Source organism: Rhizobium sp. BE258 (assembly GCF_031457345.1).
GTDB lineage: Bacteria > Pseudomonadota > Alphaproteobacteria > Rhizobiales > Rhizobiaceae > Rhizobium.
Genome location: NZ_JAVDWL010000001.1, coordinates 216401 through 241722, shown reverse-complemented (window position 1 = coordinate 241722; position 25322 = coordinate 216401). Strand labels below are relative to the sequence as shown.

The 25322-nt window shown below is 60.6% G+C and carries 20 protein-coding genes; 5 read left to right on the top strand and 15 right to left on the bottom strand.

Annotation, left to right across the window (positions count from 1 at the left end; genetic code table 11):
- Window positions 1-90: 90 nt before the first annotated feature.
- A complete protein-coding gene (locus tag J2X43_RS01250; RefSeq protein WP_310290188.1) occupies window positions 91-2055 on the bottom strand; it encodes an ABC transporter ATP-binding protein in 1965 nt (654 codons plus the stop codon).
- Window positions 2056-2175: 120 nt separating this feature from the next.
- Here J2X43_RS01250 and J2X43_RS01245 point away from each other — a divergent pair, with 120 nt between their 5' ends.
- Together J2X43_RS01245 and J2X43_RS01240 are read left to right on the top strand one after the other, a co-directional pair.
- Complete coding sequence (locus tag J2X43_RS01245; protein WP_112386630.1) at window positions 2176-2793, top strand: flavodoxin family protein; 618 nt, start codon at window positions 2176-2178, stop codon at window positions 2791-2793.
- Window positions 2794-3057: 264 nt separating this feature from the next.
- Window positions 3058-4464: an FAD/NAD(P)-binding protein gene (locus J2X43_RS01240; RefSeq protein ID WP_112386631.1), complete on the top strand. Its 1407-nt coding sequence runs from the start codon at window positions 3058-3060 to the stop codon at window positions 4462-4464.
- 12 nt (window positions 4465-4476) lie between these two features.
- On the opposite strand, the gene J2X43_RS01235 is transcribed toward J2X43_RS01240, so the two are convergent.
- The 5 genes from J2X43_RS01235 to cyoA are packed head-to-tail and all read right to left on the bottom strand — an operon-like array spanning window position 4477 to window position 9526.
- Complete coding sequence (locus J2X43_RS01235) at window positions 4477-5217, bottom strand: SURF1 family protein (protein WP_112386632.1); 741 nt, start codon at window positions 5215-5217, stop codon at window positions 4477-4479.
- Between the two features lie 42 nt (window positions 5218-5259).
- The gene (gene cyoD / locus J2X43_RS01230; protein WP_112386633.1) at window positions 5260-5667 is read right to left on the bottom strand and encodes a cytochrome o ubiquinol oxidase subunit IV; all 408 of its coding nucleotides are present in this window, start codon (window positions 5665-5667) and stop codon (window positions 5260-5262) included.
- A complete protein-coding gene (gene cyoC / locus J2X43_RS01225) occupies window positions 5664-6284 on the bottom strand; it encodes a cytochrome o ubiquinol oxidase subunit III (RefSeq protein ID WP_112386745.1) in 621 nt (206 codons plus the stop codon). Before cyoC ends, cyoD begins: the two co-directional genes overlap by 4 nt.
- A gap of 5 nt (window positions 6285-6289) precedes the next feature.
- Complete coding sequence (cyoB, locus tag J2X43_RS01220; RefSeq protein WP_112386634.1) at window positions 6290-8293, bottom strand: cytochrome o ubiquinol oxidase subunit I; 2004 nt, start codon at window positions 8291-8293, stop codon at window positions 6290-6292.
- A gap of 45 nt (window positions 8294-8338) precedes the next feature.
- Window positions 8339-9526: a ubiquinol oxidase subunit II gene (cyoA, locus tag J2X43_RS01215; protein WP_112386635.1), complete on the bottom strand. Its 1188-nt coding sequence runs from the start codon at window positions 9524-9526 to the stop codon at window positions 8339-8341.
- 378 nt (window positions 9527-9904) lie between these two features.
- On the opposite strand from cyoA, the gene J2X43_RS01210 reads away from it, so the two are divergent.
- The 3 genes from J2X43_RS01210 (at window position 9905) to J2X43_RS01200 (ending at window position 12090) form a co-directional block, all read left to right on the top strand.
- On the top strand, window positions 9905-11233 hold the full coding sequence (locus J2X43_RS01210; RefSeq protein ID WP_112386636.1) for an MFS transporter: 1329 nt from the start codon (window positions 9905-9907) through the stop codon (window positions 11231-11233).
- A gap of 114 nt (window positions 11234-11347) precedes the next feature.
- Window positions 11348-11806: a hypothetical protein gene (locus tag J2X43_RS01205; RefSeq protein WP_112386637.1), complete on the top strand. Its 459-nt coding sequence runs from the start codon at window positions 11348-11350 to the stop codon at window positions 11804-11806.
- On the top strand, window positions 11803-12090 hold the full coding sequence (locus tag J2X43_RS01200; protein ID WP_112386638.1) for a type II toxin-antitoxin system RelE/ParE family toxin: 288 nt from the start codon (window positions 11803-11805) through the stop codon (window positions 12088-12090). Before J2X43_RS01205 ends, J2X43_RS01200 begins: the two co-directional genes overlap by 4 nt.
- A gap of 6 nt (window positions 12091-12096) precedes the next feature.
- Here J2X43_RS01200 and J2X43_RS01195 read toward each other — a convergent pair whose 3' ends face one another.
- The 9 genes from J2X43_RS01195 to J2X43_RS01155 form a co-directional block, all read right to left on the bottom strand.
- A complete protein-coding gene (locus J2X43_RS01195; protein ID WP_112386639.1) occupies window positions 12097-12564 on the bottom strand; it encodes a cyclic nucleotide-binding domain-containing protein in 468 nt (155 codons plus the stop codon).
- A 108-nt stretch (window positions 12565-12672) separates the two neighbouring features.
- On the bottom strand, window positions 12673-15387 hold the full coding sequence (locus J2X43_RS01190) for an ABC transporter transmembrane domain-containing protein (protein WP_112386640.1): 2715 nt from the start codon (window positions 15385-15387) through the stop codon (window positions 12673-12675).
- Window positions 15388-15569: 182 nt separating this feature from the next.
- Window positions 15570-16703: a glycosyltransferase gene (locus J2X43_RS01185; RefSeq protein ID WP_310290175.1), complete on the bottom strand. Its 1134-nt coding sequence runs from the start codon at window positions 16701-16703 to the stop codon at window positions 15570-15572.
- Window positions 16700-17947 carry a glycosyltransferase family 4 protein gene (locus tag J2X43_RS01180; RefSeq protein WP_112386642.1) on the bottom strand — a complete coding sequence of 416 codons (1248 nt, stop codon included), beginning with the start codon at window positions 17945-17947 and terminating at the stop codon, window positions 16700-16702. Before J2X43_RS01180 ends, J2X43_RS01185 begins: the two co-directional genes overlap by 4 nt.
- Window positions 17948-17958: 11 nt before the next feature.
- Window positions 17959-19167 carry a glycosyltransferase family protein gene (locus J2X43_RS01175; RefSeq protein ID WP_112386643.1) on the bottom strand — a complete coding sequence of 403 codons (1209 nt, stop codon included), beginning with the start codon at window positions 19165-19167 and terminating at the stop codon, window positions 17959-17961.
- 88 nt (window positions 19168-19255) lie between these two features.
- Window positions 19256-20428 (bottom strand): ABC transporter permease, encoded by a 1173-nt coding sequence (locus J2X43_RS01170; protein WP_162698735.1) that lies wholly within the window; start codon window positions 20426-20428, stop codon window positions 19256-19258.
- Complete coding sequence (locus J2X43_RS01165; RefSeq protein WP_112386645.1) at window positions 20428-21426, bottom strand: ABC transporter permease; 999 nt, start codon at window positions 21424-21426, stop codon at window positions 20428-20430. The genes J2X43_RS01170 and J2X43_RS01165 overlap by 1 nt, the downstream gene beginning before the upstream one ends.
- Before the next feature lies 1 nt (window position 21427).
- Window positions 21428-23341 carry an ABC transporter substrate-binding protein gene (locus J2X43_RS01160; RefSeq protein ID WP_112386646.1) on the bottom strand — a complete coding sequence of 638 codons (1914 nt, stop codon included), beginning with the start codon at window positions 23339-23341 and terminating at the stop codon, window positions 21428-21430.
- On the bottom strand, window positions 23335-25233 hold the full coding sequence (locus J2X43_RS01155) for an ABC transporter ATP-binding protein (protein ID WP_112386647.1): 1899 nt from the start codon (window positions 25231-25233) through the stop codon (window positions 23335-23337). Before J2X43_RS01155 ends, J2X43_RS01160 begins: the two co-directional genes overlap by 7 nt.
- Between the last annotated feature and the right edge of the window lie 89 nt (window positions 25234-25322).

The following is a 25322-nucleotide window of genomic DNA, read 5'->3' as shown; positions in this document are numbered from 1 at the left end:
CTTCGCTTGCCGCTCAGGCGCTCGCTCCGATGTCGCGCGCCCCCTCATCTGTCCTGACGGACATCTTCTCCCCGCTGGGGAGAAGGGACTTCAAGCACTCAGCGCCTCATCTCCCGGCCGTACCTGCAGGTCGTAGAGCGCCTTGTAGCGCCCACCGAGAGCCAGCAGTTCGGCATGCGTGCCGCGCTCGACGATGCGGCCGTCCTCGACGAAGAGGATCTGGTCAGCATGCATCAGCGAGCTCAGCCGGTGCGCGACGATGATCGTGACCCGGTCGGCGGCGTATTTGCGCATCGCCGAGCGGATGCGCTGTTCGGTCGCCGCGTCGATTGCGGCCGTCGAGTCGTCGAAGACCATCACGGCGGGGCGCAGCATCAGGGCGCGAGCGATCGACAGGCGCTGGCGTTGGCCACCCGACAGCGAGACGCCACGCTCGCCGACGACGGTGCCATATCCCGTCGGCAGGCCGAGAACGTAGTTGTGCAGCTGCGCGCTTTCGCTGGCGCGCTCGATACGCGGCTCCTTCGCCCATGGGTCGCCATAGGCGATGTTGTTCTCGATCGTCGTTGTGAACAGGAAGGAATCCTGCTGCACGACGGCAACGGAGCGGCGCAGCGATTGCAGTGTCGCCTTGCGGATATCCTGACCGTCTATGGTGATGCGGCCACCGGTGGCGTCATAGAAGCGCGGGATCAGATGCGCGATCGTCGACTTGCCGCTACCTGGAGGGCCGACAATGCCGATCGTTTCGCCGCGCTTCGCCTCGAAGCTGACATCGTAGAGAACCTGGTGCATCTCCGAGCTCGGATAGGCGAAGTCCACATGCTCGAAGCGAAGCGTTCCCTCGGTGATCTTGAGCTCCGCGGCATCGGGTGCATCGCGCACGGCAATCTCGAGGTCGAGAAGATTGAAGAGGCGCGTGCCGCAGGTCGAGGCCCGGGCAAAGGCGTTGACCATCAGGCCGAGCTGGCGCACTGGCATCTGCAGGATGGTCATGAAGGTCAGGAACGAGGCAAGCGTGCCCACGGTGATTTCGCCGGCCATGACCTTGCCGCCGCCGACCCAGAGCACGAGACCCATCGACACGAAGAACGAGAAGGTCATGGCGCTGGTATTGGCGACGCGGATGCCGACACGCTGATGCGCGAGTTCGATCGCACTTTCGGATGCCGCTTGGAATTTCGCCATCTCATGGTCCTGAGCCGCGAAGGCGCGGACGACGCGAATGCCGCCGAGGTTTTCTTCCATGATGCGGGTCAACACCGAAAGACGCTCCTGGAGCTCCAGCCAAGTGGCGCGCAGGCGCAGCTGCGTGACTGATGAACGCCAGCCGACGAAGGGAACGAAGCTCAGGGCGAGGAGACCGAGCACCGGATCGGTGGTGATAAGCATATAGGCGCCGATGCCGATCAGCATCGACAGCAGGAAGACACGCACCAGCGCCGTCGAGAAATACATCCGTACGCCTTCGAGATCGAGCAGGCCGATGGTGATGAGGTCGCCCGAATGCACGGTGTCGTGGAAGCTGAAGGACAGCCGCTGGATCTTTTCGTAACAGGCCAGCCGCAGCGAATAGCCCATATGGTGGCCGACGCTCTCGGAATAATAGTTCTGCACCATGGTGAAGAGGCCGCGCAGCACGCTGGCGCCAAGCAGCATCAGCGCCGTCGTCAGCAGCGCGTCCTGCGCCGCCTGGCCGACGGTGCCTCCGCTCAGGGCGACCTGGGTGTGGTCGACCGCCTGGCCGAGTAGCCGCGGGATCATCAGTTGAAAGGTGGACGCCACAAGCGTCGCGCCGATCGCCAGGCTTGCCTGCCAGGGACGCCGGAAGGCCATGACGGTGATGCGGACCAGTGTGTAGAGGCCCTTGCCCCAGCCTGCCGCGGTTGCTTTCGCGAGCGAAGCCGAATGCTTCGTCGCGCTTAAGGACGCATCGCTGCTCACGGTAATGATTCCAAATAGATAAGTGCATTCGGACGCTGACCCGAAAACACGGCAATTCCATGATGGGATTGGTAGTGCGCTTACTTTTGCCGATTCCACCTGGCCGTTCAAGTAAAGAATTCACCAACTGGTTATTTTCTCGTGAGCGCGATCACGCGCCGTTTCCGCGCGGAACAATCGATGCTTTGCCGTGTTCGTGTGACGGACCGATATGAGTCCGTGGAGCACCGCATGTCTCTCAAAGCACTCGCCCTCAACGCCACCCTGAAAACCGCGGAAAGCCAGGAGCAGTCATCGACCGAACGAATGACCGCGCTGATCGACGACGAGTTGGCGAAATACGATGTCACGACCGAGGTTCTCCGGCTGGCGGATTTCAACATCAAGCCCGGCGTCACATCCGACGAAGGCGAGGGGGACGATTGGCCCGGCATCCGCGAAAAGATCCTCGCCGCCGACATTCTGCTCGTCGGGACGCCGATATGGATGGGCCAACCGTCGAGCGTCTGCAAACGAGCCCTCGAGCGGATGGATGCGTTCCTATCGGAAACCGACGCGGAGGGTCGCATGGTATCGTATGGAAAGGTGGCGGCGGTTGCCGTGGTCGGAAACGAAGACGGCGCGCACCATGTCTCGGCCGAACTCTATCAGGCGCTGAACGATGTCGGTTTCACGGTGCCGGCTAATGCCGTCGCCTATTGGGTCGGTGAGGCGATGGGATCAACGAATTTCGCCGATCTGAAGCAGGTGCCGGAGAACGTCACCACGATGATCGAGACCCTGGCGCGAAACGTCACCCATCTCGCCGCACTGCTCAAGGCGAAGCAATATCCCGGCGAAGAGAGCTAAAAAACAGCACCCGCAATCAATGCCTTAACCCGCATTTTCGCTTCAGCGGAAATCAGAGGCTTGCGGCGAAGCCATTTTAGCGCTTTCATACACGACTAGTTTAATAGACTATGGACGGGAGAGTTTGCTCCCCTAAATTCCTTTCCGGCCAGTTCCGGACGACTGCTCGTATAGCAGTTCGAACCCCGGCCGACGCAGCCTGATTTTTCTGCGTCGATACCTTGATCGAGACACGGATGCGGTGATGACCGCAAGGGAGTTGAGATGACGGTTCAAGGACTTTTCTCTGCGAAGGCCGCGGCCGCGGCAAAGCCGTCGGCTATTCCGCGCATCGCGATTGTCGGGCGCGGCTTTTCCGGGATGATGACGGCAATTGCGCTGATGAAGACAGTGCGTACGCCCTTCCATCTGCAACTCTTCGATCCGAATTCCTCCGTCAGCGGCGGACAGGCGCTGTCGTCGGCAAAGAGTTCCGCCATCCTCAACACCCGCGTCCGCGACCTTTCGGTGTCGGCTGGCGATGCTGATGATTTCAACGACTGGCTCTGTAGCAACGCGGAATTCCGCGCTGCCGTCCCGGCGGCGATCCCGGGATTCCGCCAGATCTTCGTGCCCAAGGAAATTTTCAGCGACTATGTCTACCAGCGCTTTTCCGAAGCGCTCTCGACCCGCAAGGATATCACTGTCCAGGTCTGTCATGAGCCCGTCGTGGCAATTCGCAGGAGCCACGGAAACCGCTTCCTGCTGGAACATGCCGGTCCCGCCAATCCGCTTTTCGACACCGTTTTCCTCGCCACCGGCTATGGCCTTGCGCCGTCCGCTGCCGTGACGGAGAACACTTCGCCGGTGCGCGCCCAGAGGCTGGTCGCGCGTCCGCATACGATTCTGCTCGGCAGCGGCATCCGCGTCGTCGATCAGTTGCTGCAGCTACGGGATCAGGGCTATTCCGGCCAGATCTCCATCGTTTCAAAGCATGGCTTCCTGCCGCAGAGCCATACGCCCAACTCCGCCGATCCGCTTTTCCCGGCCGAAGAGCTTCCCAAGGATCTCGCTGGCATTCTCCATTTCATCCGCAAGGCCTGCAGGGATGCCGAGGAGGGCGGCCGCAGCTGGCAATCCGTGATGAACGGCCTGCGCAAGCATGCGCGTTCGCTCTGGCGCTCGCTGCCTGCGCGCCAGAAGCAGCAATTCAACCGGCATCTGCGGGCAATCTACGACAGTCACCGTAACAGACTACCGGAGGCGATGTATGCGCGGCTGAAGCGTGAGCTTGCAGGCGGCAATACCGTTCTACGCCGCGGCCTGGCGGGTCGTCAGGGCCTGAGCGGTATCTTCTTCACGCCTTCAGGTACGCGAACCGAGGAAGTTATCCATGCCGATCGCGTGATCGATTGCCGTTGCAGAGCAGCCGACCTCGATGTGCCGCTGATGCAGAGCCTGTTTGCCTCAGGGCTTGCGATGCCGGACGAACTGTCGCTCGGCATTGCCGTCAACCAGCGCGGCGAGCCCTATCTTGCCGACGGATCGTCCGTCGGGGGGATTTTCGCAATCGGTCCGCTCGGGCTCGGCAGCCTTCCGGATATTGATCTGGTGCCGGAAATCGTCAGCCAGGCCTATGCCGCTGCCGAACAGGTTGCGGTCCGTGCATTTCCGCAATGCCGGGCCATGTAGCCGTCGCTTCGCTCATCGGCGGCGGAGCTCGCTGCGAACGGCAGCTGCAAACAGCCCGATGACCATCAGCGCCATCGCGAACCAGGTGATCGCATAGCTCAGGTGGCTGTTCGGGAAGACGACGCGCGTCAGCCCGCCGACCGGGGCGCCACCCGGATTCGGAGCTTCATCGGCGTCGATGAAGTAGGGCTCGATCTTGCCGATGTCCTTGTCCGCGGCGATCGCCGCCACGTCGCGCGAATACCACCATCCGGTCGTGGGATCATTGGATTGCAGCAGTGAACCTTTCGGCTCTGTTGGCCGCAGCAACCCTGTCACGCTGACCGGTCCCGAAAGCTGGCCCTCAGTGCGCATTTTCGGGTCGCGCTTTTCCAGCGGTACGAAGCCGCGATTGATGAGGATGGCATTGCCGTCTTCCAGCCGGAGCGGCGTCATCACCCAGTATCCGGGGCCGAGCTCGGTGGAGGCGTAGACCAGCGTTTCCTTGCTGTTGTCGAACGTGCCGGTCGCGGTGACCCGGAGGTATTCGTCGGCCATGGCGTCGATGGTGGCGCCTTCGGGAGCGGGTACAGGTGCCGCATGAATGCGCTGATCGACGCGGGCGATCAGGTCGCGCTTCCAGTAGAGCCGCTCCACCTGCCAGATGCCAAGCGCCACGAAAGTGGCGATCGCGAGCAGCATCAGGCCGCCAAGCAGAATGAGCTTGCCGGTCGAGCGCGGTGTGGTGGGTTTGGAGCCGGACAGATCGGTCATGGTCAAATGCAGCGGGCGGCCCGGAGGCCGCCCGCATCTGCCTTACGGCATGTTCTTCATCATTTCGGGGCTCATCGGCATCATGTTGGTGTTCAGATGATGCATGACCCAGAAGGAGCCAGCGAGGGCGATGGCGACGATGACGATGGTGAAGATCAGCGCCATGATCGTCCAGCCGCCTTCCGAACGAGTGTTCATGTGCAGGAAGTAGATCATGTGAACGACGATCTGCACGGCGCCGAGCGCCATCACCGTGACCGCCGTCACCAGCGGGCTTTCGAAGACGCCTGCCATAACCAGCCAGAACGGGATCGCCGTCAGGATGACCGACAGCACGAAGCCGATCATGTAGCTCTTGAAGGAGCCGTGATCCGCATCGTGGCCGCCGTGATCATGGCCGCCATGGCCGTGGTGGTGATGTGCGTCGTGGGCGTGAGTGTTCGAGCTCATCCGAGAACTCCCAGCAGATAGACCAAGGAAAAGACGCCGATCCAGACGACATCGAGGAAGTGCCAGAACATCGACAGGCACATCAGGCGGCGCTTGTTGGCTTCGATTAGGCCGTGCATCGAGACCTGCACCATCAGCGTGATGAGCCAGATGATGCCGAAGGTGACGTGCAGGCCGTGGGTGCCGACCAGCGTGAAGAAGGCCGAGAGGAACGCGCTGCGCGACGGTCCGGCGCCTTCATGGATCAGATGCGCGAACTCATAGAGTTCGAGCCCGATGAAGGCGGCACCGAACAGGCCGGTGATCGCCAGCCAGAATAGCACGCCGGCCTTGTAACCCCTCATCATCTGCAGCATGGCGAAGCCATAGGTGATCGACGAGAACAGAAGCATCGAGGTGTTGATCGCCACCAGCGGCAGATCGAACAGATCCTTCGGCGACGGGCCGGCCGCATAATTGCGGCCGAGCACGCCATAGGTGGCAAAGAGCACGGCGAAGATCAGGCAGTCGCTCATCAGATAGAGCCAGAACCCGAGATTGGTGCTGCTCTCCGGATGATGATCCTCGGTCAGATAGAAGACGGGCTTTTCGGCCGAGTCGATGGTGTGATCGGTCATGGTCGTCATGCCTGAACCGCAAGCTGCTTGGTGCGCTTGTCCTCTGTCGCGGTGACTTCCTCAACGGGAATGTAGAAATCACGCTTGTAGTTGAACGTATGGGCGATCGACACCGCGACGATCGCGACGAAGGAGACGGCAGCCAGCCACCACATGTACCAGATCAGGCCGAAGGCGAGGCCGATGCTGAGGGCCGAAAGGATCGCGCCGGTGCCGGTGTTCTTCGGCATGTGGATCGGACGGAAACCTTCGTGCGGACGGACATAGCCGCGCTTCTTCATGTCGTACCAGCTGTCATGGTCGTGGACGACAGGCGTGAAGGCGAAGTTGTAGTCCGGCGGCGGTGAGGACGTCGCCCATTCCAGCGTACGGCCTTCCCAGGGGTCGCCCGTCTCGTCCTTCAGCGCCTCGCGCTTGCGGAAGCTGACGAAGATCTGCACGAGGAAGGAAACGATGCCGAGGGCGATAAGGCCGGCGCCGAAGGCGGCGATGATGAACCAGATTTGCAGCGACGGATCCTCGAACTGCGAGACGCGGCGGGTCACGCCCATCAGGCCGAGCACGTAGAGCGGCATGAAGGCGAAGAAGAAGCCGATCTGCCAGAACCAGAAGCTCATCTTGCCCCAGAACGGGTCGAGCTTGAAGCCGAAGGCCTTCGGGAACCAGTAGTTGACGCCGGCAAACAGGCCGAACAGCACGCCGCCGATGATCACGTTATGGAAGTGGGCGATCAGGAACAGCGAGTTGTGGAGCACGAAGTCGGCAGGCGGGATGGCGAGCATGACGCCGGTCATACCGCCGATGACGAAGGTCACCATGAAGCCGACGGTCCACAGCATTGGCACTTCGTAGCGAATGCGGCCGCGATACATCGTGAACAGCCAGTTGAACATCTTCGCCCCTGTCGGGATGGAGATGATCATCGTCGTGATGCCGAAGAACGAGTTGACGCTGGCGCCCGAGCCCATCGTGAAGAAGTGGTGCAGCCACACGAGATAGGACAGGATCATGATGACGCAGGTGGCGTAAACCATCGATGCGTAGCCGAAGAGGCGCTTGCCGGAGAAGGTGGCGACGACTTCGGAGAAGATGCCGAAGGCCGGCAGGATCAGGATGTAGACTTCCGGGTGACCCCAGATCCAGATGAGGTTCACATACATCATCGGATTGCCGCCGAGATCGTTCGTGAAGAAGTTCGTGCCGGCATAGCGGTCGAGTGACAGCAGAACGAGCGTTGCGGTCAGGATCGGGAAGGAAGCGACGATCAGCACGTTTGTGCAGAGCGAGGTCCAGGTAAAGACCGGCATCTTCATGAAGGTCATGCCCGGCGCGCGCATCTTGACGATCGTCGCAATCAGGTTGATGCCCGATAGCGTCGTGCCGACACCTGCGACCTGCAGGCCCCATATATAATAGTCGACACCGACACCCGGACTATAGTCAGCCCCCGAAAGCGGCGGATAGGCCAGCCAGCCGGTGCGGGCGAATTCGCCGACGAACAGCGACATCATGATGATGATCGCGCCTGCCGTCGTCATCCAGAACGAGAAATTGTTGAGGAACGGGAACGAGACGTCGCGCGCGCCGATCTGCAGCGGCACGACGAAGTTCATCAGGCCGGTGACGAATGGCATCGCCACGAAGAAGATCATGATCACGCCGTGCGCCGTGAAGATCTGGTCATAGTGATGCGGCGGCAGATAGCCTTCATTGCCGTTGAAGGCGATCGCCTGCTGGATACGCATCAGGATGGCGTCGGAGAAGCCGCGCAGCAGCATGATCACCGCGAGGATGATGTACATGATGCCGATCTTCTTGTGGTCGACGCTGGTGATCCAGTCGCGCCAGAGCGGACCCCAGAACTTGAAATAGGTGATGAGACCCAGCACGGCGATGCCGCCGATCGCCACGCCGATGAAGGTGAAGACCAGGATCGGCTCGTGATAGGGGATCGAATCGAGGGTCAACCGGCCGAAGATAAACTTCAGGAGGTCAGGATTGGAAAACATGGAATAACCCGTTCATTGATGTCTTAGCGACGCAAAGCGCCAGGTTTAATTGTTGTTCAGCTGAGCCGGAGCCGGATCGCCAGTACCGTGGTTCATTCCGGGCATCGAATGGCCATCGTGGCCGCCGCCGTTCATGTCCATTCCTGGCATGTCGTTCTGCATCGGCTGCTGGCCATTTTCGCCGGTGCCGGCGGGCTTCTCGTCGCTGCGGGCAGGCGTGCCGGTTGCCGGGAAGGTCGCGGCATTGGTGCCTTCGCCCTTCTCCACATGGCGGTTGTCATATTGCAGCTTCTCGCGGTTTTCGGCGCTTTCCTTGCCGCCGCCGCCCATCATGTCGATATGCATCATCTCGCTCATGCACATCTTACCGGGTGCGGCGCAGAGATTGAGGATCGCGTCGTAGAGATCCTTGTCGGCAGTGGCGTAATAGCGCACCGGCTCGCGTTCGGACGGCTTTTCGAGCTTCAGATAGGTGTCGCGATTCAGCGCCGTACCCTGGCTCTTCACCCGGGCGACCCAATCGTCGAAGCCCTGCTGGTTCAGACCGTGGAACTTGAAGCGCATGTGCGAGAAGCCGTCGCCGCTATAATTTGCGGAGAAGCCTTCGTATTCGCCTTCCTTGTTGATGACGGCGTGCAGCCTGGTCTGCATGCCCGGCATCGCATAGATCTGGCCGGCAAGGGCAGGGATATAGAAGGAGTTCATGACCGACGATGCGGTGATCTTGAAATTGATCGGCACATCGACCGGCGCTGCCAGTTCGTTGACCGTGGCAATGCCGAGATCCGGATAGAAGAACAGCCATTTCCAGTCGAGCGCAACGACCTCAACGGTCAGCGGCTTGGTGTCCGCGGGAATGCTGCGTTCCGCGTCGATCCGGTCGAGTGGCCGGTATGGGTCCAACTTGTGAGTTGAAATCCAGGTGATCGCGCCGAGCGCGATGATGATCGCCAGCGGCGCAGACCAGATAACCACTTCCAGTCGTGTCGAATGATGCCATTCCGGATCGTAGGTCGCTGCCGTGTTCGAACGCCGGTAACGCCAGGCGAAGAACAGCGTCAGGAACAGGACCGGCACGATGATCAGCAGCATCAGGAAGGTGGAGACCAGAATGAGATCTGCCTGCTGACTTGCGATATCGCCCGACGGCGACATCACGACCATATTGCATCCTGCCAGCATCATCAGCGGCAACACGGATAGAAGGCGGGAAAACTTCACGAGTTTTTGCACGTCTCTAAGCTCTTGTTGTTTCGTCCAAACCGCGACTAAAGCACTGAACCTGATGGCAACATGAGGTGTTTGGTCGCACTGCAGCAAAGATGCCGCAGCGCGGCAAAAATTGTAAGACGCTACGGCTTTGAAATCCTGATAAAATTACGAAGGATTTGGCCCGGGCGCATGCATGTTAGCGGCATAATATATCCGTGAAAATGAAAAGGGCCACCTGGCGGCGGCTCGATTCGCCGGATCACGCCCGATTTCTCGTCCACATCTAATTTTGAGAATGGATGATGAACTATTTACGTCCATCAGACTTGATAAGCTTGCGGGTTTGATCAAAATCGTCTTGAGGCGCTTTGCCGCGGCGTCTCAACGAGGGAGGCGTTAATGACTGCAGCAAATTATGGACCATCGTCCACGACACTTGAACGCGACGCAAGACAGATCCACTCTGGCGAAAAGGTTTCGCCTGGCAGTATCGCCCTTGGCGTCATCATCGGTCGAATGTCGGAATTCTTCGACTTCTTCGTCTATGGCCTGGCTTCGGTTCTGGTCTTCCCGCAACTGATTTTTCCCTTCGCACCGGATCGCCTGACGGCGACGCTCTATTCCTTTGCGATCTTTTCGCTGGCCTTCCTGGCGCGTCCAGTCGGCTCGGTCGTCTTCATGACGATCGACCGTTTCTATGGCCGCGGCACGAAGCTGACGATTGCGCTTTTCCTGCTCGGCGGTTCTACGGCGTCGATCGCCTTCCTGCCCGGCTATAACGAGATCGGCTACTGGGCGATCGCGCTTCTGGCCCTGTTCCGCCTCGGCCAGGGCTTTGCGCTCGGCGGCGCCTGGGACGGCCTGGCATCGCTGCTGGCGTTGAATGCGCCGCAGAACAAGCGCGGCTGGTACGCGATGATCCCGCAGCTCGGTGCGCCGATCGGCTTCGCGCTGGCGAGCATTATCTTCGGCTTCTTCATCGCCAATCTCTCCAACGAGGATTTCCTCTCCTGGGGCTGGCGCTACCCGTTCTTCGTCGCCTTCGCGATCAACGTCGTGGCGCTCTTTGCCCGCCTGCGCCTGGTCATGACCCAGGAGTTCGGCACGCTGCTGGAACAGCATGAGCTCGAGGCCGCGCCGATCGGCAAGGTTCTGAAGGTTCATGGCCGCGACATCCTGATCGGTGCCTTCGTGCCGCTGGCGAGCTTCGCGATGTTCCATCTGGTCACCATCTTCCCGCTCGGCTGGATGAGCCTTTATGGAACGCAGCCGCTCGACACGTTCATGGTGGTGCAGATCATCGGCGCACTCGTCGGCATCGTCGCGATCATTGCCTCCGGCCTGATCGCCGACCGCATCGGCCGCCGCGCCCAGCTTGCCGTCTGTGCGGTGCTGATCGCGATCTTCTCCTTCGTCGGGCCGATGCTGATTGCATCCGGCGATGCCGGACAGGATGCCTTCGTCATCATCGGCTTCGGAGTGCTCGGCCTGTCCTTCGGTCAGGCGACCGGCTCGATCTCCTCGCGCTTCGGCCGCGGCTACCGTTATACCGGTGCCGCCTTTACCTCCGACCTCGCATGGCTCGTCGGCGCCGGCTTTGCGCCGCTGGTGGCGCTGAGCCTCTCCAGCAGCTTCGGCCTGACCTTCGTCGGCTACTACCTGCTCTCGGGCGCGATCTGCACGCTTGCAGCGCTGGCTTTCAGCAAGGCGCTGGAACAACGCGAGTAGCGCCTGATATCCTGATCAAACAGAAGAGCCCGGTTTCGTACCGGGCTTTTTATTAAATGGCGCATTGCAAATTATAATTGATTGCATATCCTTCCAGACCAAGGAGATGCTCTGATGACCCACTCGATGATCGACCATGCGACTCTCTCGCGCCTCGCGGAAGCCGGCGCCATCGACAAAACCCTTGTCGTCGGCCAGCTCGGTGGCTGGTCTATCGTCGTGCGCTACGGAAAGAGCGAGCATTCGCTTGCCGCCCAGCGCAGCCGCCAGGTCAGGCTTTTCAAGCGCATGGAGACGCTTGTCTCCTATCTCAAGGATGTCGGCATCTCGCAATTCGATGTGGATGCTGCGGAGTACGCCGCGGAGTCCAGCAAGCGTCCCGATCGAGCCGAAGCGCTGAAGCGCGCGCATGAGGCGGCCGAACACGACCGGTGGTTCCGCGAGCAAGTTGAGATCGGCCTTCGCGAGGCGGATGATCCGAATACCGTCTGGATCAGTAACGAAGATGCCAACAAGGAAATGGATGCGTTTCTGGCTAGCCTGATGTCTCGCGTACAGGAAGACGGTAAGTGATCGTCAACTGGTTGCCTCGCGCGCTGAATGATCGCCGGCGCCAGATATCCTACGTTTTTCAGCAGAACCCGCAGGCCGCCATCCGGCTGGAGACGCTTGTACGAAGCCAGGCGGATATCCTTAGCGCACACCCGCGTGTGGGCCGCAGCGGACGCAAGGACGGAACCCGGGAACTGGTGGTTCCCGGCAGTCCATATCTTACCATCTATCGCATCGATGAGAACGCGCAGGAAATCCAGATCCTGCGCCTGCTTCACGGCGCCCAGCAATGGCCGCCGGATTAATGCTGATCAGTTAACCGGTTCCGGTGGCTGCTTGGCGCGCGCCGCGGTCAGTTCGGCAGTCGTGTGGTTCAGGCGGTCGGCCAGCACGCGCATGATTTCGACGGCCATTTCTGGGAAGTCGCTGAGCAGCTTCAGGAAGTGCTCTTTGCTGATGCGCAGGACTTCGAGCCCCGAGGTGGCGCGCACGGTTGCCGTTCGCGAGACGTCGCAGAGAATGGCGATCTCGCCGACGATCGAGTTGAGTTCGACATCGGCGACCTTGATATCGCCAGCGGGAGAATGGACGAGAATGTCGGCCGTTCCCGAGAGGATCACGTAGGCTGCATCGCCCGGATCGCCCTGATGGAAAAGGTTCTGACCGGCCTTGTAGGTCATCCGGTCGGAGGTGAATGCCAAAAGCTTGAGTTTTGCCGGCGCGATCCTGGAAAAGATCGGCACCCGCCGCAGCATTTCGACTTCATCTCTCAACAGCATGAGTGTTTTACCCCCTGGCGCCTCCTCTCGTATAAGGAGAAAGCGTTTTCTAAAACTCTACCAGGCATTCCCTCGCAAGAATGCCGTCTCAGCCGCCCCAGTAGATTATTACGATAACAGTTCCTTGAACATAGTGTTTTTCTCCGAAAGTTCCGGATAGCCACCGGCTTGCGCCAGGCCACCGCGTTCGAAAAGCAGGATCCTGTCGAAGACCTCCGCAAGGCGTGCGTTCGACAGAACCCAGATGATTGCCGGGCGCTTGCCTTCTTCATGAAGGCCGGTCACCACGTTTCGGGTGATCTGGTCCTGGACGCGCTGGTCCAACGCCAGAAGCGGCCGGTTGAGGATGAAATAGTCGGAACGGCGCAGCAGCGCGCGCGCCAGGTTGATCTTCTGGCGCTGAACCATCGTCAGGCGCTTGCCGCCAGAGCCGACATCGAATTCCATACCGATTGACAGCACGTCGTCGAACAGATCGAGCTTGTCGAAGAGCTCGCCCATGATCGAGCGGATATGCTCCGATGCATCGGCCTGCTGATAGGCGATGCGGCCGAAAAGCACGTTGTCCATCAGGCTGGCAGACGCGGTGAAACGTTCCGGATCGTAGCGCTCGATAAGTGCCGAGAGATCACTGGGAATATGTTCGTGGAACTGTTTGCGCGCCGAGACGATCTTTTCCATCAGCTCGTCGGTCAGCAGACCGAAGCGGTGGCGGGGCTCGATATAGGCGAAGCTCAGGCGGATGATACTTGAGCGTTCCTCGGCCGTCGCATCCTCGAACTTCCGGCTCTGCAGCTTTTGCAGCAGCGCCTGGTAGGCAGGGATGTCGTCCGCGGTCATGAAGGTCAGTTGCTGGAAGAACGGGTGATCCGGCGGCAGGTCATGGAACAGTTCCACGGCGTTTTCGGCGATCTCCAGGCCCATCGCGTAGAGATCGTTGCTGAGGCCGGTGTCGCGGAACAGTTGCTGGAAATAGGGGTGGGCGGCGAGGCGGCGGTTGGTCATCTGCGGCCGCTTCATCGTGCCGAAAAGCAGGTTCTCGCCAACCGTCGCCTGAGCGTTGTAGGCGTCGAAATCGAAGGGAACGACGATAGTGTCGAGCTTCTCTTCCTCCAGCCTCTCGCGCAAGGAGGCGCGTAGATCGACAATGCGCTCGGCAAGTGCCACATGAACGCTGGTATCGACCGAAGACCGCAGTGCCAGATCGAGAATGTCCTGCGAAATCAGCACAGCGTCGAGCACCGGGCGGATCGCTTTCAGCAGATCGTCGGGGCCTGTCGCACCGGCGGCGTTATAATCCACCCAGTCGCTGTTGAGGTCGAAAATCGGGTTTCCGGCGCGCAGCGCCTCCGCGTTTCGCCATTTGAATTCGAGAGCGTCCTGACCCTGGTAGCCCGGATCCGTCAGCGGCGCGTGCTTAAGGCCGTAGAGGATGTTGTCTTTCAGCGTACCGTGGAAAAAGTAGGTATCTGACGATACGTAAGAAATCCGTCTGCCGGTAATATATTCCGGCAGCGCAAGCAAATCCTGGCCGTCGATGCTGATGCGCCCGCCTTCCGGCCAGACGATGCGCCCGAGCGCTTCGGCAAAGGCTTCCGCGCCGCTTCCATTCGGGCCGACGATCGCCACCGTTTCGTTCGGCTTGATCTCTACCGAGACGTGGTCGACCAGCCGCGCGCCGCTGTCGTCATTGACGGCGAGATTGGTTACGACGAGTGCCGCTGTCAACGGTCCGATCGCTTCGGCCGGAACGTCCTGGATCTTGCTGTCGATCAACGGCTCGACGTTGAACTGCTCGTAGACCTGCTGATACTTGACCTGAACGTCTTGGCGCATCTGGTCCCAGTCGATCAGTTCCTTCAGCGGTCCCGGCAGATCCTTGTAGGCGGAGATGACGGCTACCAGCTGGCCGATGTCGAGGCGGCCCTGAAGCGCCAGATATCCGCCGATGGCGTAGAACAGGAACGGGGTGACCTGGGCCAGGAAGTTGTTCAGGAATTTCACCATGAACTTCCACTGGTAGAGGTCGTAGCGGATCGAGAAGATCAGGCCGAGGCGCGCTGCGATATCGGCGCGCTCGAGGTTGGAAGTGTCGTTGCCATGGATGGTACCAATGCCATCGACGATTTCGCCGACGCGGCCCGAGAGTTCGCGTGCCGTCAGCTGCCGCTGGCGGCCGAGTTCGAGCAGGCGCTTCCTCATGCGCGGGATGACGATCGCCTGCACGCCGACGATACCGGCGGCGATCATGCCGAGCCAGAAATTCTGGATGATGATGAAGGCGAGCGCCGTCAGCGCCTGGCCGCCAAGCAGGGCAGGCGAGACGAAGGCGTCGCCGGTAAAGCCGCCCATCGGCTCCACCTCGTCCTTGATCATCGTGGCGATTTCAGCGGATTTCACCCGCTTGAAATGCGCCGGCGGAAAGCGCAGCACCCGGTCGATCAGCTGAAAGCGGATACGGCGCAGCATGCGCTCGCCCAGGCGGCCCTTGTAGGTGTTGATGTAGAATTTGAAGAGGCCGTTCAGCACCACGAGCGCCAGGAAAACCAGGCTGAGCGCCATCAGCATCTGCAGACGGTTGAGCTGCAGACCCTGGAAGAACTCGACATGCCCGATCAGCGGCAGATCGTAGGCCAGATGCATGAAGGTCTGCGTGGCGTTGGCATTGTCGAAGCCGTCACCCTGGATCGGTCCATTGACGATCTGCTTCGGCAGATCGAACGACAGGAAGTACGGGATCATCGATGCCGCAACGACCGCCAGAATCCAGAGCTGCTGGAGGCGGGTGTTCGACCAGATGTAGCGGGCGAGACTCTTTTCCATTGCTAACCGTCAACCTGAAGGGAGGGTCCGGAGACGTTTACGAAGGGGGATTCGGAAAACAGGTTCATGCCGCCGGACCGCCGGATATCGTAACGAAAACAAGGCGAAGCGGACTACCATCGAACTGCCGATTCTGCCGGAAATCCGTTTATATCACAGGACTTTCATAAAGTGCGAGCAATTCAGCCGAGCATTGAGCGAATGATCGCCGCTGTGGTTTCAGCGCCCGCAAGGTCCAGCGCGGCGGCCTGCCGGGGGGGACGCGCAAGGGCTTCGGAGACGGCACTTGCGACATGCTCAGCGGTGAGCCCGGTCTCCGGAAGAATGCTGGCCAGACCCATGGCTTTCAGCCGCTCGGCACGCACGGTCTGCTCCGTTTCGCCACCGGCAACAAAGGGGATCAGGATTGCCCGGCAATCGGTGCGCAGCAGATCGCCGACCGTATTGTAGCCGGCTTGCGAGATCGACACCTTGGCGCCCTTCAGCAGAGAGGGGAAATCCTTGCGGAACCGCACCAGCGTCACGTTTGCGGGGGCCTCGTGCTGCAGTGCTGCGAAATCCCGTTCGGGAAGGTTCGGGCCTGAAATCAGCAGCCAGCGATAGCTCGCCGGAAGCGAGCATGCGGCATCGCGGGCGGCGCGGATCAAATCCAGGCCGACAGCGCCACCGCCTGCTGATGCGATGATATCGAATCGCTCAGCCGGATCGGCCGCCGGGGGCGGGGCGACGAGGCCGGTGTATCGCACCTTGTCGGCAATATCAGCAGTCAGCGGAAAGGTGGCTTCCAGCCGCACGAAATCAGGATCGCCGTGAACGAGAACGGCATCGAAGTGATCCTTGACGAGCTTGACGGTTTCTTCGTCGCGGCCGGGTTTACGGTTCTCCTGCAGGATATCGCGGACCGAGCTGAAGAGTTTTGGCCGCGGATTGACCGAAGCGATCGCATCGAGCAGCGGCAGCAATTCGAAGCGCATTTGCCGGCGGCCGAAGGGAAAGGCTTCGATGATGACTGCATCCGGCTTGGTCTCGCGAAATGCCGAAAGCAGCATGTCGCGGCGGGAAGACAGGAACGCTTCGGTGGCCGGATTGCCGTTTGCGTCTGCAAGCCCTGAAAACCCGGCGTTGCTGGCAACGACAGGAGGAAGTGCAATCGTCTTCAGTCCCCCGGCCGGAAAGCCCGGAACAGGCAGGCCGCCGGTGACGACGGTGACGTCGAAACCATCTGTTGCCATGGCATTGGCGATGCGGCTCGCGCGGGCGATATGGCCGATGCCGAGCAGGTGCTGAACGTAGAAGAAGGCTCGCTTGCCGCTCATGGGGTCTTCTCCCACTCGGCTTCAAAAAGCTGCGTCAGCTGCGCGATGCTGGAATGGTAGTCGAAATGCGCCCGGACGCGCTGTTCGGCGGCGTCGCCGAGGCGGTGGCGCAGAGCCGGATCGCGGATTGCCCGCTCAAGCGCTGCAGCCAGCGCTATCGGGTCTTCAGGGGGCACGACAAGGCCATTTTTGTCGTCTGTCAGCAGTTCCGGCACGCCCGAGATATTGGTGGACAGGCAGGCAAGCCGTTGGCTCGACGCCTCGACCAGCACGTTCGGCAGCCCGTCACGATCGCCATTGGCGGCGATCCGGCAGGCGAGCACGAAGAGATCGGCCCGTCTGTAGTGATCGAGAACATCTTCCTGGGCGAGCGCGCCCTTCCAGACGATGCGCTCAGAAAGACCAAGAGTGCTGGCAAGTGCCTTGAGCTTCGCAAGCTCGTCGCCGCCGCCGATGTGCTCGAGGCGCCAGGCCAGATCTTTCGGCAGCAGGGCCAGCGCGTTGAGCAGGATGTCGTAACCCTTCTTCTCGACGGCGCGGCCGACGCTGAGCAGGAAGACCGGATCGCTGGTGGCCGATCCGTCACGCTTCGACCGATCGCCTGAAAAATGGCCGAAACGGGCAAGATCGAGCCCGTGATAGCTGAGATGCACCGCATCCGGACGGCTGGTCAGCGTCCGCATGTGTTCATAGCCGGTGCGTGTGCAGGTCACCGCCCAGCGGGCGCTCGAAAGCTTCTCGTTCAGCTCCCAATCCGGCGAGGTCCAGATGTCCTTGGCATGGGCGGAAACCGTCCACGGGACGCCGGTCAGAATGCTGGCATATTCCGTTACCGAGGCCGGCGTATGGATGAAATGGGCATGCAGCCACTGGCCGTTATCAGGCCATTCACGCGCGAGAACCAGCGCCTGGCCAAGCCTGCGGAAGCGATTGCGGGAAATGTCGCGCGGCAGGTCGGCGAAGAAGCGCTTCATCAGCGCTCCGAACCCCTTCCTGCTGAAGCCGGCGAAAAGGCTCTTCAGGACGCGAAGCGGTTCCTCGTGCAGATATTCCGGCAGATAGACGACGCGCGCCTTGATCTCGTCATGAACAGGATGCCGCTTCTTGTCGGTCGGGCGGCGCATGGAAATCAATGTCAGGTCGAAGCCTGCCTTTTCGAGGCCAAGCAGCTCCTGGGCAATGAAGGTTTCCGAAAGGCGTGGATAGCCTTTCAGGACGACGAGGATCTTCCGGCGCTCTGGCAATGTCGGTGTCTTCACTCTGCGCCGACGAGGGAGAGATGACGGCCGCGATTGTCGAGCCAGCGGCCGACGGTCTGCGAGATATGATCGAGGCCCTCAAGCCGCATTGTGCAGCCGCTCTGCGACGGCGGCTGGCGGTTTGGCAGCTGTTTCAGGGCTTCGGCCATGATGGCAGGATTGGCGGACTGATCCGGCAGCAGCATATCGACGAGGCCGAGTTCGCTGGCGCGCTGCGCCCGCAGCAACTGCTCCTCACGCGGCTTGACGCGCGGCACGATCAGCGCGGGCTTGTCGAAGGAGAGGATCTCGCAATAGGTATTGTAGCCGCCCATGGCGACCACGCCCGTTGCCCCCTCGATCAGCTCTTCCATGTGATTGTCGAATTCGATGACCTCGATGGACGGGATCTTTTCACCCTTCTTGACGAGCTTCGTGCGCTCTGCGGCCGGCATATAGGGGCCGAGCACCACAAGCGCCTTCAATTGAAGGGTCGAATCCTGCTCGTAAGCGTTCATCACGTCGTGGACGAGATCGGAGCCGTCGCCTCCGCCGCCCGTCGTGACGAGAATGTATTTTTCCTTAGGCGTGTTCACCGACTTCTTGCTCTTCGAAACGCTGCGCTGCAGGAAGCCGACGAAATCCATCTTGCGTCGGACATTGGCGGGAACATCGAGGCCGACCAACGGATCGTAGAAGTCCGGCGGGCCATAGACCCAGACGCTGTCGTAATACTGGTCGATCTTCTGCATGATGCCGTTGCGCTTCCATTCGGCATCGAGCAGGTGCGGCGCGTCCATGATCTCGCGAAGGCCAAGCACCAGCGTCGTACCGCGCGCTTTCAGATAGGCGAGCGTATCCTCGACTTCACCCTTCAGACCCATGGGCTCCTTGTCGACGATGAAGATGTCGGGCTGGAAGGTCTCGGCGGTATGGCGAATGCTGGATTCGCGCATCTTCAGCGTATCCTGCAGATCGATATGGCTCGCCATCGACGTATATTCGCCGTTGCGAAGCTTGATCACGCTCGGGATCTTCACGAAATCGACGCGGGCGCGGTAATCGAAGGCGCCGGCGATCGTGGCGCCCGAGATGATCAGGATGTTGAGGCCGCGATAGTCTTCGACCAGGGCATGGGCGATCGTTCTGCAGCGGCGCAGATGGCCGAGACCGAACGTGTCGTGGCTGTACATGAGGATACGTGCATCTTCAACACGTCTGGCCATGGAGAGTACCTCTGGGGCGAATGACATAGTTCACCCCCGTTTGCCGGAGGCCAAGAGACAGCGGGCCGATGATCCGCTGGACTTGCTGTTATTTGTAGGGATCTGCGGCATCGCGCAACCCGTCTCCCAGAAAGTTGAAGGCAAGAATGACAAGAACCACCGGAATTATCGGGAACAGAAGCCACGGGTAGAAAGCGATGACACTGACGCTTTTCGCTTCGGTGAGCAAGATCCCCCAGCTGGTGATCGGTGGCCGAAGGCCAAGGCCGAGGAACGACAGCGCCGTTTCGCCAAGGATCATTCCGGGGATGGAAATCGTTGCAGAAGCAATGAGATGCGACATGAAACCGGGAACCAGATGGCGGCCGATGATGCGCGGTGTGCTGGCGCCCATCAACTGTGCGGCCTGCACATAATCCTCTTCGCGAAGCGCCAGAAGCTTGGATCTGACGGCACGTGCCAGCCCGGTCCAGTCGATGATGCCGAGGATTACGGTAATGCCGAAATAGATGACGATCGGGCTCCAGGTCACCGGCATGATGGCGGCAAGCGCCATCCAGAGAGGCAAGCTCGGCAGCGATTGCAGCACCTCGATCATGCGCTGCACGATCAGATCGAAGACGCCTCCGCGATAGCCGGCGAGGCCGCCGATGACGATGCCAAGCACAAAGCTGATGGTGATGCCGATCAGGCCGATCGTCAGCGAGATTCGCGCGCCATAGAGGATGCGCGACAGCACGTCGCGGCCGAGCCGGTCGGTCCCGAGCAAATACATCTGTCCGCCTTCGGCCGGGCAGACGAGGTGCCGTCTGGATTCGAACAGACCCCAGAAACGATAGGCATCGCCGCTGCAGAAGAAGCGTATCGGCTGAATGTCGTCGGGTTTCTCGGTGTAAATGCGGCGCAGCGTATCGATATCGAGCCGCATCGAGCGGCCATAGACGAAGGGACCGATGAATTCGCCCTTGTCGAAGAAATGCACCCGCTGCGGCGGCGAATGGATGTAGTCGACATTGCGGCTATGCAGGCCGTAAGGCGCCAGGAACTCGACGATCAGGATCGCGAAATAGACCAGTGCGAGAAAGATGCCGGAAATCAGCGCCAGGCGGTGCTGCTTGAACTTCCACCACATCAGCTGCTTCTGCGACGCGAGATGAATGCGCGACTGCGCAGAGGTCATCGTCTCCTGCGCTTGCGGATCGAACGGGGTGGTCGAGACAAAGTGCTCCAGGGGGGCGCCTGGTGGCGGCAAGGGCGACATTATTTGGTGCTCCTGCCTTGCAAGCGGATGCGGGGATCAAGGAAGCCGAGAGCGATATCCGAGATCAGCACGCCGATAACGTTCAGGAAGGCGAGGAACATCAGGAACGAACCGGCAAGGTACATGTCCTGGCTCTGCAGCGCCTTGACCAGCATCGGCCCGGTCGTTTCGAGCGACAATACGATGGCAACGATTTCGGCGCCCGAAATGATCGATGGCAGGATGGAGCCGATATCGGCGACGAAGAAGTTCAGCGCCATGCGCAGCGGATATTTGATCAGCGCCCGGGTCGGATGCAGGCCCTTCGCACGCGCCGTCGTCACATATTGCTTCTGCATCTCGTCGAGCAGGTTGGCACGCAGGCGGCGGATCATGCCTGCTGTTCCAGCGGTGCCGACGATGATCACCGGGATCCAGAGATGCGCGAGGATCGACTTCGCCTTCTCCCAGCTCATCGCCTCGTTCAGATATTGCTGGTCCATGAGATGGCCGATGGAGAGGCCGAACCACACGTTGGCGAAATACATCAGGATCAGCGCCAGCATGAAATTCGGGATGGCGATGCCGAGCAGACCGAAGAAGGTCAACCCGTAATCGCCCCAGCTATATTGATGGGTGGCCGAATAGATGCCGATCGGGAACGCGATAAGCCAGGTGACGAGGATGGTGGTGAAGGAGACGAGGATCGTCAGCCACAACCGGTCGCCGACGACATCGGAAACCGGCAGCTGGTATTCGAACGAATAGCCGAAATCGCCATGCAGCATGCCGCCGACCCAGTAGAAATAGCGGACGATCTCCGGCTTGTCGAAGCCGTACTGCTTCCGGAGTTCCTCGATTTCCTGGAGGTTGGCGGCTTCGCCCTGGGCGCGCAGCTCGGCGATCTGGCTTTCGAAGAAGTCGCCCGGCGGCAGCTCGATGATGGTGAAGACCAGAGCCGAGATCACGAACAGCGTCGGCACCATGGCGGCGATACGCCAGAGGATATATCTCAGCATCTCACGCCTCCTTCAGCCAGAACGCGTCAGGCATGTAGATGCCGAGGAAGGAGGTCGGGTCGAAGCCGTAAAGCGCCCGTTCCGGAACGTTCTGCATCTTCTTCGAGATCAGGATCGGCTGCAGCGCGCCGTTGATCAGGCCGATCGAGAAGACCTGCTGGGTATAAAGCGCCAGCATCTTGTGCCAGATCTCCTCCCGTTTCTTGAAGTCGGCGGTTGCTCCCCACTGGCTCAGCAGATCGACGAGCTGCACGACCTCGGGGATATCGGGCGCGCTACCTTCCTGGCCGGCCGAGAGGTAGTACATGCCCCAGATCGGCCATTGCAACTGATCGTCTACGGTCGGTGCAAGCTGTACCGGCGCCATGTCGGCGGTCGGCACGCCGTTCTCGATGCCGAACCAGATCGCCATCATGATCGAGCCGCTCATCGCGCGGCTTCTGAAGATGTCACGCTGGGAGGTCCGCGTGTAGAGCGCGATGCCGATCGTGCGGAAGTGATCGCGCACGAGTTCCAGCACGTCGGTATCGAGCGTGCTTTCGCCGGGTGTCTCGACGGTGATCTCGGCACGCCGCCCGTCCGGCAGAAGGCGGATATCCTCTTCGTCGCGATTCGTCAGGCCGAGTTCGTCGAGCAGCTTGTTTGCCTGATCGACATCATGCTGGATGAAGGCGTCGGCATATTCCTGCTTGAAGAGCGGGCTGTCGGGCAGAACCGTATCGGCGCTCGGCGTGCCAAGCCCATAAAACGCCACCATATTGATCTCGTGGCGGTCGATCGCCAGCGACAGCGCCCGGCGGAAGCGGACGTCGCGGAACAGCTTGCGCCAGACCTCATCGGCGCAATTGAGGTTCGGCAGCAGCGCAACGCGCGAGCCGCGGGCCTGCTTCCAGAGATTGACCTTCACCGGGAAGCGCTGCTCGGCCTCTTTCAGGAAGGTATAGTCGTTGAAGTCGATGCCGGTTGCCTGCAGGTCGGATTCGCCGGCGCCCGCCTTGGCGGCGATGATCGACGAGGAGCTGACATTCAGGATGAAGCGGTCGATATAGGGAAGCTGCACGCCGTTCTCATCGACACGGTGGAAAAAGGCGTTGCGGTCGAAGATGAACTGATCGGCCGGCGGCTTGGTCATGACCTTCCAGGGGTCGAGAGTCGGCAGATCCGGGTTCTCGGGACGCGAGGCGCGCGACATCTTGATGTGCAGGTCGGCCCACTTCTTGACCCGGTTTTCCTTCATCAGCGCCGAAAGGCGGAAATCGTCCTGATACTTCTTGTGAAACTGTTTCAGGTAGTGTGCCGGCCCGAAGATGACGAGCGGCAGCGGACCGGCGAGTGCCGGCAGGAAGCTTGGGTTCGGCTTTTCCCAGGTATAGCGGACGATGAGGTCGTCGAGCACCTCGAACTTCGGCAGGTCGCCGTGCGGACGCAGCTCCAACGCACCGCCGCCTGGGGTCGCTTCCTTGTTGAGGATAACATCCTCCCACCAGTAGCGGAAGTCATCGACCGTAAACGGCTTGCCATCCGACCACTTGTGATCTTCGCGAAGGTGGAAGGTGAAGATGCGGTCGTCTTCTGTCGTGTAACCGCCGAGAATGTCCGGCTGGAACTGCAGGTGCTTGTCGTAACCGATCAGCCTCGAATAGCCATAGACGGTCATGTAGCGGACGTCGCGCGGGCCGCCGATGATGGTCTTGACCTGGCCGCCATAGGTGCCGGGCGCCAGGCCCGCTTCCTTCATGTTGATGATGCGCGGATGCTTCGGCAGCCGCTGCGCCATCGGCGGAATGGCGTCGGCGCGCAGCTGGTCGCGCAGGAATTCCGGCTCGATATCGCGATCGTCGGAGGCGGCGCGGACAAGGGTAGGCGCAACCGTTGCGCCGATCATGCCGCCGAGGAAGGTGCGACGCGTTACCATGCGCGTAGCTCCTTGACGTCGGCACCTTTTCGGGCGCGCACGAAATGGCCTTCGCCGAGATCGGCATAGGCAAGCTCGGAAGCGTCGTCATGTTCGGCGGTAAAGGTCAGGCCCCAGTTCTGCTTGTCGGCAGCACCATTCTTGCGCAGCGCTTCGAAATCGAGTGGCCGGTCGAGATCGGGGAAGGGGACGGCTGCCAGCAGCGACTTGGTATAGGGGTGAACCGGATCGCGCAGGATGATTTCGCGCGGTGCGATTTCGACGATGCGGCCCTTGCACATGACGGCGATGCGGTCGGCCATGTAGTCGACGACGGCAAGATTGTGCGAGATGAACAGATAGGTCAGGCCAAGTTCCTTCTGCAGGTCCTTCAAGAGATTGAGGATCTGCGCCTGAACCGAGACGTCGAGCGCCGAAACCGGCTCGTCGAGGATGATGAGTTTGGGGCCGAGAGCAAGCGCGCGAGCGATACCGATGCGCTGGCGCTGGCCTCCGGAAAAGCTGTGCGGATAGCGGCTGAGGTAGCGGCGGTCGAGGCCGATGGCGCCCATCAGCGCTTCGACCTTGCGCTTGCGCTCCTCGCTGTCGCCGCGGTCGTGAATCTCGAGCGGCTCGCTGAGAATATTTCGCACCGTCATGCGCGGCGAGAGTGATGAGACCGGATCCTGAAACACCATCTGGATCTTGGTGCGCAGCTCCTGCAGCTCGTCGCCCTTGACGGTCAGAACGTCGATGACTTCCTTGCCGTCGTTGAAAACCACCGAACCGCTATCCGGTGTGATCGCCCGCATCAGGATCTTGCTGACCGTGGTCTTGCCGCAGCCGGATTCGCCGACGAGACCCAGGCACTCGCCGCGCCTGATGTCGAAGCTGACGTCATCGACGGCGCGCAGCACGGATTTTTCGCCCTGGCCGAAAAGGCCGCGCTTGCGGATCGCATAGGTTTTCGAGAGATTGTTGACCGACAGCAGCACCTTCGGCGCGTCGTGATCGACGGACGACTTCTTCTTGCCGATCAGCGATTCGAGATTGACCGGCACGTCGCGTAGCGCCTTCAGCCGTTCGCCGGGCTTCATGTCGAAATGCGGGACCGCGGCCATCAGGCCCTTCAGATAGGGATGCTGCGGGTTGCGGAAGATTTCCTTGACCGGACCGGCTTCCATGATCTCGCCGTGATAGATGACGACCACTTCGTCGGCCATGTTAGCGACAACGCCGAGATCGTGCGTGATCAAGAGCATCGCCATGCCGAGCTTGTGCTGCAGGTCGCGCAGGAGTTCCAAGATCTGCGCCTGGATCGTCACGTCGAGCGCCGTCGTCGGTTCGTCGGCGATCAGCAGCGCCGGCCGGCAGATCAGCGCCATCGCGATCATCGCGCGCTGGCGCATGCCGCCAGACAGCTCGAACGGGTACATGTCGTAGGTGCGCTTCGGATTGGCGAAGCCGACGAGGGCAAGCATCTCCTCGGTCTTCTCGCGCGCTTCCTTCTTGTCGGCGTCGGTGTGGATCAGTAGCGACTCGCTGATCTGGTTCCCAACCGTATGAAGCGGCGAAAGCGAGGTCATCGGCTCCTGAAAGATCGTCGCCATGCGCTTGCCGCGCAGATCGCGCATCTGTTCGCTGTCGCGGCCATATTGCAGAATATCGGTGGTCTTGCCGTCGAGGGGATCGGTGAACAGGATCTTGCCCGTCGCCTTGGCCGGCGTCGGCAGAATGCCCATGATCGATTGACTGATGACGGATTTTCCGGAGCCGGATTCACCGACAAGTGCGGTGACCTTACCCGGTAGGATACGTAGCCCGGCGTCTTTTACGACACGCAGCTTGTCCCCGAAAACCGAGAATGAGACGTCGAGATTCTCGATACGCAACAAGTCGGACGCGGACGCCATACCAATGATATTCCCCAGTCTTATTCTGTTCCCGTTAAGGCACACTAGCCTACCGTAAGCGGGGTGTCCAGTTTATGACAGCTCTGGAG

Coding starts and splice junctions, on each gene's coding strand:
- J2X43_RS01240 (WP_112386631.1), top strand. CDS start 3,058: ATGACGGTTCAAGGACTTTTCTCTGCGAAGGCCGCGGCCGCGGCAAAG.
- J2X43_RS01175 (WP_112386643.1), bottom strand. CDS start 19,167: ATGGCCAGACGTGTTGAAGATGCACGTATCCTCATGTACAGCCACGAC.
- J2X43_RS01160 (WP_112386646.1), bottom strand. CDS start 23,341: ATGGTAACGCGTCGCACCTTCCTCGGCGGCATGATCGGCGCAACGGTT.
- cyoD (WP_112386633.1), bottom strand. CDS start 5,667: ATGAGCTCGAACACTCACGCCCACGACGCACATCACCACCACGGCCAT.
- J2X43_RS01165 (WP_112386645.1), bottom strand. CDS start 21,426: ATGCTGAGATATATCCTCTGGCGTATCGCCGCCATGGTGCCGACGCTG.
- J2X43_RS01235 (WP_112386632.1), bottom strand. CDS start 5,217: ATGACCGATCTGTCCGGCTCCAAACCCACCACACCGCGCTCGACCGGC.
- J2X43_RS01245 (WP_112386630.1), top strand. CDS start 2,176: ATGTCTCTCAAAGCACTCGCCCTCAACGCCACCCTGAAAACCGCGGAA.
- J2X43_RS01170 (WP_162698735.1), bottom strand. CDS start 20,428: ATGTCGCCCTTGCCGCCACCAGGCGCCCCCCTGGAGCACTTTGTCTCG.
- J2X43_RS01155 (WP_112386647.1), bottom strand. CDS start 25,233: ATGGCGTCCGCGTCCGACTTGTTGCGTATCGAGAATCTCGACGTCTCA.
- J2X43_RS01210 (WP_112386636.1), top strand. CDS start 9,905: ATGACTGCAGCAAATTATGGACCATCGTCCACGACACTTGAACGCGAC.
- cyoB (WP_112386634.1), bottom strand. CDS start 8,293: ATGTTTTCCAATCCTGACCTCCTGAAGTTTATCTTCGGCCGGTTGACC.
- cyoC (WP_112386745.1), bottom strand. CDS start 6,284: ATGACCGATCACACCATCGACTCGGCCGAAAAGCCCGTCTTCTATCTG.
- J2X43_RS01195 (WP_112386639.1), bottom strand. CDS start 12,564: ATGCTGTTGAGAGATGAAGTCGAAATGCTGCGGCGGGTGCCGATCTTT.
- J2X43_RS01190 (WP_112386640.1), bottom strand. CDS start 15,387: ATGGAAAAGAGTCTCGCCCGCTACATCTGGTCGAACACCCGCCTCCAG.
- J2X43_RS01205 (WP_112386637.1), top strand. CDS start 11,348: ATGACCCACTCGATGATCGACCATGCGACTCTCTCGCGCCTCGCGGAA.
- J2X43_RS01185 (WP_310290175.1), bottom strand. CDS start 16,703: ATGAGCGGCAAGCGAGCCTTCTTCTACGTTCAGCACCTGCTCGGCATC.